Here is a 14,419-nt window from a genome sequence, read left to right as displayed (position 1 = left end):
GACCGGGGCGAGGAGGAGGCCGTCACGACGGCTCTGGCCCGGCTCCACGTCCACGGCACGGCCGTCGACTGGCAGACGGTCTTCGCCGGCCGGGGCGCGCGCCGCGTCGACCTGCCCACCTACGCCTTCCGGCGCACCCGCCACTGGCTCGACGCCGGGCCCGCCACCGGGGACCTCACGAGCGCCGGGCTGCGCTCCGCCGACCACCCGCTGCTCGGGGCCGCCGTCGCCCTCGCCGACGGCGAGGGGGCCGTACTCACCGGCAGGCTCTCGACGACCGCACAGCCCTGGCTGACGGAACACCAGGTCATGGGGGCGGCAGTGGTACCCGGCACGGCATTGCTCGACCTCGCCGTCCGGGCCGCCGACGAGACGGGTTGCGGCCGGGTGGAGGAACTGACCCTCCAGGCCCCGCTGGTCCTGCCGGCCCGGGGCGGGCTGCGGATCCAGGTCGCCGTGACCGGTCCCGACGACGAGGGCCGCCGTACCGTACGCATCCACTCGCGGCCGGACGCCGACGCCCCCGACGAGCCCTGGTCGACCCACGCGGTGGGGCTGCTCGCCCCCGAGCCCCGGACGCCCGGCGAGGGGGAGGAGCTGGCGCAGTGGCCGCCGGCAGGCGCCCGGGCCGTCCCGATCGAGGGGTACTACGAGAGGCTGGCGGAGCTCGGATTCGGATACGGCCCGCTGTTCCGGGGGCTGCGCGCGCTGTGGCGCCGCGAAGGACAGGTGTTCGCCGAGGTCGCGCTGCCGCCGGACACCGCCGTGGACGGCTTCGGCGTCCATCCGGCGCTCCTCGACTCCGCCCTGCACGCGGTCGGCCTGGGCGGGCTCCTGCCCGACACCGGCGAGGGGCGGGTCCCGTTCGCCTGGAACGGCGTACGGCTCGACGCGACCGGCGCGCGGGCCCTGCGGGTGCGGCTGACCTCGACCGCCCCGGACACGGTGTCCCTGCTCGTCGCCGACGGTACGGGCCGGCCGGTCGCCTCCGTCGAGTCCTTGGCGCTGCGGACGGTGACCTCCGACCGGCTGTCCGAGGCCGGTCGGGTCGCACACCCCGACACCCTGTACCGGATGGACTGGCCGGTCCTCCCGCTCGCCGGGACGGACGCTCCGGACACCCCGCGTCCCGTACGCGTCGAGGACCACGCGGGCCTGCTCGCCCTCCTCGCCCGCCCGGCCGACATGGAGTCCTTCCCGGAGACCGTCCTGGTGCCGGCGCCGCAGGGCGCGGGCCCGGCCGCCGACGGCGACGCCGAGGAGGTCCGCGCCGTGGTCGGGGAGGGCCTCGCGCTCCTGCGGACCTGGCTCGGTGACGACCGCGCCGCCGGCTCGCGGCTGGTGCTCCTCACCCGGGGTGCCGTCGCCCCCGAGGCGGGTTCCACGGTCACCGACCCGGCCCAGGCCGCGCTCTGGGGCCTCGTACGGTCCGCGCAGTCGGAGAACCCCGAACGCCTCGTGCTCGTGGACCTCGTGGACCCCGACGGAACCTCGGCCCCCGACGGCTCCTCGGACCCCGAGGGGCCGGGCGGTCCCGGGCCGTCCGCGCGGGTGCTGTCCGCCGCGCTGGCGACCGGTGAGCCGCAGCTGGCGCTGCGCGGCGGCACGGCGTACGTCCCCCGGCTCGCCCGCCGCACGCCCGCGGACGGGCTGCGGCCCACCCCCGGCACGACGCACTGGAGGCTCACCACGGGCGCCGCCGCCGGAGCCGCCGGCACCCTCGACGACCTCGCCCTGACCGCGAACCCCGCCGCCGCGGCCCCGCTCGGCGCCGGCCAGGTCCGCATCGCGGTGCGCGCCGCCGGCGTCAACTTCCGCGACGCCCTGATCGCGCTCGGCATGTACCCGGGCGGAGCCACGCTCGGCAGCGAGGGCGCCGGTGTCGTGGTCGAGACCGGGCCGGGCACCACCGGCCTCGCGGTGGGGGACAGGGTGTTCGGCATGATCCCCGAGGCGTTCGGGCCGCTCGCCGTCGCCGACCACCGCATGGTGGCGCGGATGCCGGAGAAGTGGACGTTCGCCGAGGCCGCCTCGGTGCCGATCGTGTTCCTGACCGCCTACTACGCCCTCGTCGACCTGGCGGACCTGCGGGCCGGACAGACGCTGCTGGTGCACTCCGCGGCGGGCGGCGTCGGCATGGCCGCGACCCAGCTGGCCCGTCACCTCGGCGCCGAGGTCCACGGCACCGCCGGGCCCGGCAAATGGGCGGCGCTGCGGGCGACCGGTCTGCACCCGGACCACCTCGCCTCCTCGCGCGACCTCGACTTCGAGCGGCGCTTCCGGGACGTCACCGGGGGGCGCGGGGTGGACGTCGTCCTCAACTCCCTCGCCGGCGCCTACGTGGACGCCTCCCTGCGGACCCTGGCCGACGGGGGCCGTTTCCTGGAGATGGGCAAGACGGACGTCCGGGACCCCGGCGCCGTCGCCCGCGAGCACCGGGGCGCCCACTACACGGCCTTCGACACCATCGAGGCGGGCCCCGACCGGATCGGCGTCATGCTCCGCGAGCTGGTGGCCCTGTTCGAGGCCGGCAGGCTCAGGCCGTTGCCCCGCACCTGCTGGGACGTACGACAGGCGCCCGCCGCGCTGCGCCACCTGAGCCAGGCCCGGCACATCGGCAAACTCGTGCTGACGGTCCCGACCGAGCCCGACCCGGCGGGCACCGTGCTCGTCACGGGCGCCACCGGGGCCCTGGGCGGGCTCGTCGCCCGCCACCTGGTGGCCGAACACGGCGCACGGCACCTGCTGCTCATCGGCCGGCGCGGCCCCGCCGCCGAGGGGGCGAGCCCGCTGCGTGACGACCTGCTCGCCGCGGGCGCGGCGACCGTGACCATGGAAGCCTGCGACGCCGCCGACCGGGACGCACTGGCTGCGGTGCTGGCGGCCGTCCCCGCCGAACGCCCGCTGACCGCCGTGGTCCACGCCGCCGGCGTCCTGGACGACGGAGTCGTCGCCTCGCTCACCCCGGACCGGCTGGACGCGGTCCTGCGCCCCAAGGTGGACGCCGCGCTCCACCTGCACGAACTGACCCGGCACACGGACCTGTCGGCCTTCGTCCTGTTCTCCTCCGTGGCGGCGACCCTCGGCAGTGCGGGGCAGGGCAACTACGCGGCGGCCAACGCCTTCCTCGACGCGCTCGCCCAGCGCCGCACGGCCGCCGGACTGCCCGCCACCGCCCTCGCCTGGGGCCCCTGGGCCGACGGTGGCATGGCCTCGGGCCTGGAGGGGGCCGCGCGCGACCGGATGGCCCGCTCCGGGCTGGTGCCCTTCGACCCGGAGGAGGGCCTCGCGCTGTTCGACGCGGCCCGTACCGGGGAACACGCCGTCGCCGTACCGGTGCGCTTCGACACCCCGCGGCGAAGGGCCGGCGAGCCGCAGGGGGGTGCGCGGCGGCCCGTACCGGCGATCCTGCGCGGTCTCGTCCGGCCGGCCGTACGCCGCACGGTGCGCGAGTCCGACCCGGCGGGCGGCGCCGACGCCCTGCGCGACCGGCTCGTCCGGCTGTCCGAGCCCGAACGCGAAGCGGTCCTGCTCGACCTGGTACGCACCCGGGTGGCCGCCGTACTCGGCATCGAGGACCCGCGCGAGGTCGACCGCAACCGGGAGTTCAAGCTGCTCGGCTTCGACTCGCTCACCTCGGTCGAGCTGCGCAACCGGCTGGCCGCCGCCACCGGCCTGCGACTCCCGGCCACCCTCGTCTTCGACTGCCCCACCCCCGCCGCCCTCGTCGCCCGCATCCGCCTCGACCTCGTGCCCGAGCCGGCGGCCGCCGCGTCGGCCCTGACGGTCTTCGGGGAACTGGAACGACTGGAGGGCGTCCTCGCCGGCCTCGGCGGTTTCGGAGCGGACGACGAAGCGGTGCGGTCCCGGATCAGGACCCGTCTGCTGGGACTGCTGTCGGCGTTCGACGAGAGCGCGACGCCCGACGGGCGAGCGGGAGACACGTCACCCGGGCGGGCCCCCGCCTCCTCCGACGAACAGCTCCGGGACGCGACCGTCGACGACATCTTCGCCCTCGTCGACCAGGAACTCGACGGCTCCTGAGCAGCCCCGTGAGCACGGTGCACACCAACGCGGCCGCACCACCGCACCACTCCTCCTGACACTTCCCGGCGGGTGAAAGAGACATGCAGAACGACAACGCGAAGAGCGCGAACGAGAGCGCGAACGAGAGCGCCGGCGCGAGCGGCACGAACGAACAGAAGCTGCTGGACTACCTCAAGCGCGTGACGGCGGACCTCAAGCAGACCCGACGCCGCCTGCACGAGGCCGAGGCGAAGGACCAGGAGCCGATCGCCATCGTGGCGACGAGCTGCCGCTACCCGGGGCGGGTGGACAGCCCCGAAGCCCTCTGGAAGCTGGTCGAGAGCGGCTCCGACGCCGTCACGGGCTTCCCCACCAACCGCGGCTGGGACCTGGAGGGACTCTACGACCCCGACCCCGAGGTCCCCGGCACGTGCTACACCCGCGAGGGCGGGTTCCTGCACGAAGCCGGCCGCTTCGATCCCGACCTCTTCGGGATGTCCCCCCGCGAGGCCCTGGCGACCGACCCGCAGCAGCGGCTGCTCCTGGAGGTCGCCTGGGAGGCCTTCGAACGCGCCGGTATCGCCCCCACCTCCGTCAAGGGCTCCCGGACGGGCGTGTTCGTCGGACTCGCCTACCAGGGCTACGCGGGCGGCGGCGACACCAGGGAGGAGCTGGAGGGGTTCCTCCTCACCGGCACCGCCCCCAGCGTCGCCTCCGGCCGGCTCTCCTACACCTTCGGCCTCGAAGGCCCCTCCCTGACCGTCGACACGGCCTGTTCCTCCTCCCTCGTGGCCCTGCACCTGGCGGTCCAGGCGCTGCGCCGGGGCGAATGCTCGATGGCCCTGGCCGGCGGCGCGGCCGTCATGGCGGCCACCGGCATGTTCACCGAGTTCAGCCGGCAGCGCGGCCTGGCCGCCGACGGCCGCTGCAAGTCGTTCGCGGCGGGTGCCGACGGCACCGGCTGGGGTGAGGGTGTCGGGATGTTGCTGGTGGAGCGGTTGTCGGACGCCCGGCGTCTCGGCCATCCGGTGTTGGCGGTGGTGCGTGGGTCGGCGGTGAACCAGGACGGTGCGTCGAACGGTCTGACGGCGCCGAACGGTCCGGCTCAGGAGCGGGTGATCGAGCGGGCGTTGGTGGACGCGGGACTGTCGGCGCTGGACGTGGACGTGGTGGAGGCGCACGGGACGGGGACGCGGCTCGGTGATCCGATCGAGGCGCAGGCACTACTGGCCACCTATGGGCAGGGTCGTTCGGTGGATCGGCCGTTGTGGTTGGGGTCGTTGAAGTCGAACATCGGGCACACGCAGGCGGCTGCCGGTGTGGGTGGTGTGATCAAGATGGTGGAGGCGATACGTCACGGGGTGTTGCCCCGGACCTTGCACGCCGAGGAGGCGACCCCGCACGTCGACTGGTCCTCCGGCGCCGTACGCATCCTCACCGAGCCCGTGGTGTGGACCGGCGACGGTCGCCTGCGCCGGGCCGCCGTGTCCTCGTTCGGCGTGAGCGGCACCAACGCGCACACCATCATCGAGGAGGCCCCACCGGCCCCCGCCCCCGAGGAACGCCCCGACGGGCCGACCCCGGCCGACCCGGCCGCCGCACCCCTGCCCGTGGCCTGGACCCTCTCGGGCCGCAACGGCACCGCCCTGCGCGAACAGGCCGAGCGCCTGCTGACGCACGTCCTGGGGCTGGACGACGTCAGCCCCCTGGACGTCGCCCATTCCCTGGCCGGATCGCGCGCCACGTTGGAGCACCGCGCGGCCGTCATCGGCACCGAACTCCCCGAACTCGTCGCCGGCGTACGGGCGGTGGCCCAGGGGGCACCCGCCGCACAGGTGGTCGAGGGGGTGAGCGGTCGCGAGGCCGGAACCGCGTTCCTCTTCTCGGGGCAGGGGAGCCAGCGGCTCGGGATGGGGCGGGAGCTGTACGCCGCTTTCCCGGTGTTCGCGGACGCCTTCGACGCGGTGTGCGCACAGCTGGACCGGCACCTGGAGCGTCCGCTGCGCGAGGTGGTGTTCGGTGAGGACGCGGAGTTGCTGAACCGCACCGCCTACGCTCAGCCGGCCCTCTTCGCGATCGAGGTGGCCTTGTTCCGTCTCGTCGAGTCGTGGGGTGTGCGGCCGGACTTCCTGGCCGGGCATTCGGTGGGGGAGTTCGCCGCGGCGCATGTGGCGGGGGTGTTGTCGATGGAGGACGCGGCCCGTCTGGTGGCCGCGCGGGGCCGCCTGATGCAGGAGTTGCCGGCAGGCGGCGTGATGGCCGCTGTCCAGGCCTCGGAGGCGGAAGTACGAGCCCTCCTGGCCGGTTTCGAGGACCGGGCGGGCATCGCCGCCGTCAACGGGCCGACGTCGGTGGTGGTTTCGGGTGAGGCGGACGCGGTCGCGGCCGTCGTCGACCGGCTGGCGGCCGAGGGCCGCAAGACGAAGGCGCTGACGGTCTCCCACGCCTTCCACTCCCCGCTGATGGACCCCATGCTCGACGCGTTCCGGGCCGTCGTGGAGGGCGTCTCCTTCGCGGCCCCCCGGCTGCCGATCGTCTCCACGCTCACCGGACGCCCCGTACCGTTCGAGGAGTTCGCCTCGGCGGAGTACTGGGTGCGCCACGTCCGCGAGGCCGTGCGTTTCGCCGACGCCGTCCACCACCTCGCCGGCGAAGGGGTCGAGACCTTCCTTGAGATCGGCCCCGACGGCGTCCTGACCGCCCTCGCCCAAGGCGTCCTCGACACCGGACGGGCCGCGATCCCCGCCCTGCGCGCGGACCGCCCCGAGGAGGTCGCCCTCACCACCGCGCTCGCCCGCCTCCACGTCCGCGGCGCCCCCGTCGACTGGGATGCCGTCTTCGCCGGCCGGGGCGCGCGCCGCGTCGACCTGCCCACCTACGCCTTCCAACGCGAGGAGTACTGGCTCCGGGCCGCCGCACCCACCGGCCGCGGCCGGCCGGGGCCCGAGGACCACACGTACGACGTCACGTGGCGGCGGGTGCCCGACCCGGAGGCCGACGCCGCCGAAGGGCACTGGCTGCTGGTGGTGCCCGCCGAAGGCGCGGACCCGGAAGCCGGGCACATCGCCGCAGGCCTCGCGGACGCCCTCGCCGCCCTCGGCGCCCGCACCACCGCACTGACCGTCGACGCCGAAGCGGACCGCGAGACGCTGACCGCCCGACTGCGCGGGATCGTGGCCGACGCCGCCCCCCGCGCCGTCGTCTCGCTGCTCGCCCTGGACGAACGGCCGGTCGCGGGTCTCGCCGCCCTCGCCGCCGGCGCCGCGGGCACCCTCACCCTGATCCAGGCCCTCGGCGACGCGGGCATCGGGGCACCCCTGTGGTGCGCCACCCGCGGCGCGGTGTCCACACCGGCGGACGACGACCCGCCCCCCGCCCCCGCCCAGGCGCAGATCTGGGGTCTGGGCCGGGTCGCCGCGCTGGAGCACCCCGCGCGGTGGGGCGGCCTCGTCGACCTGCCCCGGGACTGCGACACCGGCGCGTTGGCCCGCCTCGTCGGCGTCCTCGCCGGCTCCGGCCCGGAGGACCAGCTCGCCCTGCGCGCGGACGGCGTCCTCGCCCGGCGCCTCGCGCGCACGGCCGGCGGTGAGGCCCGGTCCGACGCCGGGCCCGACGCCCGGTGGGAGCCCCGGGGGACCGTGCTGATCACCGGGGGCACCGGTGCGCTCGGCGCCCACGTCGCCCGGCTCCTCGCCCGTCGCGGAGCCGAACACCTCGTCCTGGCCGGTCGCCGGGGCCCCGCCGCCGAGGGCGCCGCGGAACTCGCCGCCGAACTGGAGGCGTTGGGCGCCCGCGTGACCGTCACCGCCTGCGACGTATCCGACCGCGACGCGGTGGCCCGACTCCTCGCCGACCTCACGGACGCACCGGGCACACCGGGCGGGACGGGTGCGTACGGCCCGCTCACCGCCGTGGTGCACGCCGCGGGCATCGACACCCCGGCGGCGCTGGCCGACACCGATCCGGCCGCCTTCGACGCCGTCCTGGCCGCGAAGGTGGCAGGCGCCGTCCACCTCGACGCACTCCTGCGGGAGCACGCCGACGGGGGAGGAGCGCTCGACGCCTTCGTGCTGTTCTCGTCCATCGCCGGCGTGTGGGGCGCCGGCGGCCAGGCCGCCTACAGCGCCGCCAACGCCCAGCTCGACGCGCTCGCCGCCGCCCGCCGGGCGCGCGGACTGGCGGCCACCGCCGTCGCCTGGGGGCCGTGGGCCGACGCGGGCATGGCCGCCGGCCACGGCATCGCCGACGGCCTGCGCCGGCGCGGCCTGGAACCGCTGGCCGCCGACGCCGCCGTCGCCGCCCTGGACCGGGCGGTGGGCCGGGGCGCGACCACGGTGACCGTCGCCGACGTGGACTGGGCCCGGTTCGCCCCGACCTTCACCGTCGGCCGCCCCAGCCCGCTCCTCGGCGACCTCCCCGAGGTCCGGGACGCCACCGGCCGCGACGCACACCCCGAGGGGGCCGCCGACACCGCGACGGCCCTGCGCCGCACCCTCGCCGCGGCGGACCCGGCCGATCGGGACCGTACGCTCCTGGAACTCGTACGGGCCGAGGCCGCCGCCGTGCTCGGGCACCCGGGCCCCGAGGCCGTCGAACCCGGGCGGGCCTTCCGCGACCTGGGCTTCGACTCGCTCACGGCCGTCGAACTGCGCAACCGGCTGGCGACGGACACCGGCCTGACGCTGCCCACGACCCTGGTCTTCGACCACCCGTCCGCGCTCGACCTGGCGGGCCGGCTGCTCGTCGAACTGCTCGGCACCGACGAAACGGAGGGGAACCCGGGCGCGCCGGGACGCACGGGCGCGGACGACGAACCGATCGCGATCGTCGCGATGAGCTGCCGCTACCCGGGCGGCGTCCACTCGCCCGACGACCTGTGGAGGCTGGTCGAGGAGGGCACGGACGCGATGTCCGCGTTCCCCGACGACCGCGGCTGGGACCTGGACTCCCTCTACCATCCGGACCCCGACCACCCGGGCACGACCTACGCACGGGCCGGCGGGTTCCTCTACGACCTGGCCGACTTCGACGCCGCGTTCTTCGGCATCTCGCCCCGCGAGGCGATCGCGATGGACCCGCAGCAGCGACTGCTGCTGGAGACCTCGTGGGAGGCCTTCGAACGCGCCGGCATCGACCCGGCGACCCTGCGCGGAAGCCATACCGGTGTGTTCGTCGGATCCGGATACCAGGACTACGTCCGGCGCGGCCTGGCCGTCCCCGCCGACGTCGAGGGCTACCTCGGCACCGGAAACGCCGCCAGCGTCGCCTCCGGGCGCGTCGCCTACACCCTCGGCCTCGAAGGACCGGCCGTCACCGTGGACACGGCCTGCTCCTCCTCGCTGGTCGCCCTGCACATGGCGGCCGGGGCGCTGCGCCGGGGCGAGTGCGGGATGGCCCTGGCGGGCGGTGTCACCGTGATGTCCGGCTCGGGTGCCTTCGTCGAGTTCAGCCGGCAGCGCGCGCTCGCCGCCGACGGCCGCTGCAAGGCGTACTCCGCCGACGCCGACGGCACCGGCTGGGGCGAGGGCGTCGGCATGCTGCTGCTGGAGCGGCTGTCCGACGCCCGCCGCAACGGGCACCCCGTCCTCGCGGTCGTCCGCGGCAGCGCCGTCAACCAGGACGGCGCCTCCAACGGCCTCACCGCGCCCAGCGGCCGGGCCCAGCGGCTCGTCATCCGCCAGGCCCTCGCGGACGCCGGGCTGAGCGCCGCCGACGTCGACGCGGTCGAGGGGCACGGTACGGGCACCCGACTCGGCGACCCCATCGAAGCGTCCGCGCTGCTGGAGACGTACGGGCGCGAACGCGAGGGGGACCGGCCGCTGTGGCTGGGCTCCCTCAAGTCCAACATCGGGCACACGCAGGCCGCCGCCGGGGCGGGCGGCATCATCAAGATGGTGCAGGCGCTGCGCCACGGCCTGCTGCCCAGGACCCTGCACGCCGACGAGCCGACCCCGCACGTGGACTGGAGCGCGGGCGCCGTCCGGCTGCTGACCGAGCCGGTCGCCTGGGAGGCGGACGGCCGCCGGCCCCGCCGGGCCGGGGTGTCGTCCTTCGGGATGAGCGGCACCAACGCCCACGTGATCATCGAGGAGGCCCCCCGCCCCGACATCGAATCCGACACCGGAGGCCCCGACGCCTCCGACGCCTCCGACGGCGGCGCCCCGGCACCGAGGCCCTTCGACTCGCGGGCCACCGCGCTGCTCCTGTCGGCCCGGACCGGCCCCGCCCTGGAGGCGCAGGCCGGACGCCTCGCCGCGCTCCTGCGCCGCGGCCACGCCCGCCCGCGCGACGTCGCGTACGCCCTCGCCACCACCCGCACCCCCTTCGACGAACGCGCCGTCGTCGTCGGCGAGGACGGCGAGGAACTGGCCGCCGCTCTCGAAGCCCTCGCGACCTCCGACGCCGACGCGTCGGCGGTCCGGGGCACGGCCGCCGGCGCGCACCGGCCCGTGTTCGTCTTCCCCGGCCAGGGCTCCCAGTGGGCGGGCATGGCCGTCGAACTCCTCGACACCTCGCCCGTCTTCCGCGACCGGATCGCCGCCTGCGGCCGGGCCCTGGCCCCGTACGTGGACTGGTCCCTGGAGGACGTCCTGCGCGGGGCCGAGGGCGCCCCGCCGCCGGTCGCCCCGGACGTCGTGCAACCCGCGCTGTGGGCGGTGATGGTGGCGCTCGCCGAACTGTGGCGCGCCGCCGGGGTCCGCCCGGCGGCCGTCGTCGGCCACTCCCAGGGCGAGATCGCGGCGGCCGTGGTCGCCGGGGCCCTCACCCTGGCCGACGGCGCCCGGCTCGTGGCACGCCGCAGCGCCCTCCTCGTACGCCTCTCGGGGCGCGGCGGAATGGTCTCCGTCGCCGCGTCGGAGACCGAGACCACCGCCCGGCTGGCCCGTTGGCAGGGCCGGCTGAGCGTGGCCGCCGTCAACGGGCCGCGCACGGTGGTCGTCTCCGGCGACCCGCAGGCGCTGGCCGAACTCCTCGAAGCCTGCGCCGCCGAGGGAGTGCGGGCCAAACGCGTCCGGGTGGACCTCGCCTCGCACAGCGCCCAGGTCGAGGCCCTGCGCGAGGACCTGGCCGCGGAACTGGCCGGGCTCACGCCGAGCACCCCCGAGGTCCCGTTCCACTCGACGGTGACCGGCGAACCCCTCGACGGCCCGCCCGACGCCGCCTACTGGTACCGCAACCTGCGCGGGACCGTCCGCTTCGAGTCGGCCACCCGAGGCCTCCTGGCCGCCGGACACCGGGTGTTCATCGAGATCAGCCCGCACCCGGTGCTCGTCTACGGGCTCCAGGACACCGTCGACGACGCCCGCCCCGACGGAGCCGCCACCACGGTCCTGTCGACCCTGACCCGCACCGAGAGCGGCCCCCGCCGCTTCCTGACCGCACTCGGCGAGGCGCACGCGCACGGCGTCCCCGTCGACTGGCGGACGGTCCTCGGCGGAGGCGATCCGCTCCCCGCCGAACTGCCCACCTACCCCTTCCAGCGGCAGCGGTACTGGCTCGACAACGCCGACCCGACCGCGGCGGACGCGCCCGCGCCCTCCGTGACCGCCGCGGACGCCGGGTTCTGGGACGCTGTCGAACGCGAGGACCTGACCGCCCTCACCGAGGAGCTGCGCCTCGACGAGGACGCCACGCTGCGCTCGGCGCTCCCGGCCCTGCACGCCTGGCACCGGGACCGCCGCGACGAGGCCGCGACGGACGCCTGGCGCTACCGGATCGACTGGAAGCCGGTGCCCGACCGGACGCCTCCCGCCCTCATCGGAACCTGGACGGTCGTCGTCCCGCCGTGCGGGCGGCAGGACCCGGCGGTCGAACTCGCCCTGGACTCACTCGCCGCGCACGGCGCGCGGATCGTACGCCTGGACCTGGCGGGCGACGAGGACCGACCGGCCCTCACCGACCTGCTGCGCGCGGCCGGACGCGACGCGAGCGGCGTGCTGTCGCTGCTCGCCCTCGACGAGACGGCGCACCCCGGGCACCCCGCCGTCCCCCTCGGCCTCGCCACGACCCTGCTCCTCGTCCAGGCGCTCGGCGACGCGGGCGTCGACGCCCCCCTGTGGTGCGTGACGCGGGGCGCGGTCTCCACCGGGCCCGACGACCGCCTCCACGCGGTGCGCCAGGCCCCGGTGGCGGCGCTCGGCCGGGTCGCCGCCCTGGAGCACCCGAACCGCTGGGGCGGGCTCGTGGACCTGCCCGCCGACGTGCGCGCCACCGACGGGCGGACCGGACGCCGGCTGGTCGCGGCGCTGTCCGGCGCGGGCGGCGAGGACCAGATCGCGATCCGCGCCGAAGGTCCCCTCGTCCGCAGGATGCTCCGCGCGCCCGCCGGCGAGGCACCCTCCGGGCCCGGCTGGCAGCCGCGCGGCACCGTCCTGGTGACCGGCGGGACCGGCCACATCGGAGGCCTGGTGGCCCGCCGGCTGGCCGCCGGCGGCGCCGAGCACCTGGTGCTCGCCGGCCGTCGGGGCGCCGAAGCCGAGGGTGCCCGGGAACTGGCCGCCGAACTGGAGGCGTCGGGCGTCCGCGCCACCGTCGCCGCCTGCGACGTGGCCGACCGGACGCAGGTGGCCGCGCTCCTGGACTCGCTCGTCGACCTGCCGCCGCTGACCGCCGTCGTGCACGCGGCGGGTGTCGGTACGCCCGCCCTGCTCGCGGACACCACCGTCGCCGACTTCGCCGCCCTCATGGGAGCGAAGGCGGCGGGCGCCGCCCACCTGGACGAACTGCTCGCCGACCGCGCACTCGACGCCTTCGTGCTGTTCTCCTCCGGCGCCGCCGCCTGGGGCAGCGGCGCCCAGGCCGGGTACGCGGCGGCCAACGCCTTCGTGGACGCCCTCGCCGAGGACCGTCGGGCCCGCGGCCTGGCCGCCACCTCCGTCGCCTGGGGCGCCTGGGCCGGCGGGGGCATGGTCGACCGGGCGGCCGAGGAACGGCTGCGCCCGCGCGGCCTCGCCCCCATGGACCCCGACCTCGCCGTGCGGGCCCTGTGGCGGGCCGTCGGCCGCGCCGACCACCACGTGGTCGTCGCCGACGTGGACTGGACCCGCTTCGCGCCCGCCTTCACCGCGGCCCGGCCCAGCCCGCTGATCGGGGACCTGCCCGAGGTGCGCCGCCTGCGGGCTGCCGAGGACGCCGGCCGGGACGACCCGTCCGACGGCGAACCCCTCCTGGTCCGCCGGCTCGCCGCACTGTCGGAGGCCGAACACGCCTCCGCGACGCTGGAGTTCGTACGGGCCGAGGCCGCGGCCGTGCTCGGGCACCCGTCCCCGGACGCGGTGCGCGAGGACCACGTCTTCCTGGAGCTGGGCTTCGACTCGTTGACCGCCGTCCGCCTGGCCAAGCGGCTCGGTCGGGCCACCGGCCTCCGGCTGCCCACCACCCTGGTCTTCGACGAGGCCACCCCCGCCGCCGTCACCGCCCGGATCGTCGGTCTCCTCGGACGGCCCTCGACCGCAGGCGCCCCCGGCGCGGGCGACGCCGCCGGCGCCGCGGAGGGGCGGGAGGACGGGCTCATCGTCGACCTCTACCGGACGGCCGGCGAACAGGGCCGCCTCGCCGAGGCCATCGAGATGGTCAGGGCCGTCGCCCGACTGCGCCCGGACTTCGACGCGGCGTCGGCCGCCGGACACCGGACCGTTCCGGTCCGGCTGGCCCACGGCGAGCCTGCCGAAGGCCCCCACCTGGTCTGCTTCGGCCCGTACATGGCCCCCTCCGGGGTGCACCAGTACGCCCGGTTCGCCGCCGCGTTCGGCGGCCGGCGCACCGTCTGGGGCCTGCCCGAGCCGGGCTTCGCCCCGGGCGAGGCACTGCCGCGCGACGTCGAGGCGCTCGTGGCGGTGCACGTCGCGGCCGTCGAGGCGTGCGCGGGCGGGGAACAGGTGGTGCTCGTCGGCTACTCCTCGGGCGGCTGGGTGGCGCACGCGGTGGCCCGCCGGCTGGAGGAACTGGGCCGCCCCGTCGAGGGCGTCGTGATGCTCGACAGCTTCAGCCGCGGGCAGGGCATGGCCGACCGGTTCCAGGCCGCGGTGGTGCGCGAGCAGGCGGAGCGCTTCGACTTCGTCTCCGCTCCCGGCACCCAGCTCACCGCGATGGGCGGCTACCTGTCCCTGTTCGAGGACTGGGACGCCCCGGAGGTCGGGGCCCCCACCCTGGTCGTCCGCGCGGACGACCCCATGACGGGCGGCGAAGAGCGCGCCGAGGAGGGCGCCGACGACCGGCCGCCGACCCCCGAGCACGCCGGGACGGTCGTCGAAGTCCCCGGGAACCACTACACGCTGATGGAACGCCACGCGCACACCACGGCGACCGCCGTCGACGAATGGATCCTCAAGCTCCCCTGACCCCTGACCCCCGCTCCCGCGCCTCCTCTCCGTCCTTCCTCCCCCTCCTCCGA

Annotated in this window: 2 protein-coding genes; both read left to right on the top strand. The window is 76.5% G+C overall.

Translation table 11 applies throughout. The annotated features are described in order from the left end of the window. Positions 1-4,044 (top strand): SDR family NAD(P)-dependent oxidoreductase (locus tag AB0D01_RS37690; RefSeq protein WP_363063547.1); only part of this gene is annotated, 4,044 nt, incomplete at its 5' end. A gap of 83 nt (positions 4,045-4,127) precedes the next feature. Next, positions 4,128-14,366 carry a type I polyketide synthase gene (locus AB0D01_RS37685; protein ID WP_363063545.1) on the top strand — a complete coding sequence of 3,413 codons (10,239 nt, stop codon included), beginning with the start codon at positions 4,128-4,130 and terminating at the stop codon, positions 14,364-14,366. Positions 14,367-14,419 lie beyond the last annotated feature (53 nt).

It is taken from the genome of Streptomyces sp. NPDC048606, assembly GCF_040650855.1.
Taxonomy (GTDB): domain Bacteria; phylum Actinomycetota; class Actinomycetes; order Streptomycetales; family Streptomycetaceae; genus Streptomyces.
This window is presented reverse-complemented; position numbering and strand designations above follow the sequence as displayed.

Excerpts from the sequence above, each read along its gene's own strand:
- AB0D01_RS37685 (WP_363063545.1), top strand. The coding sequence starts at position 4,128 with ATGCAGAACGACAACGCGAAGAGCGCGAACGAGAGCGCGAACGAGAGC.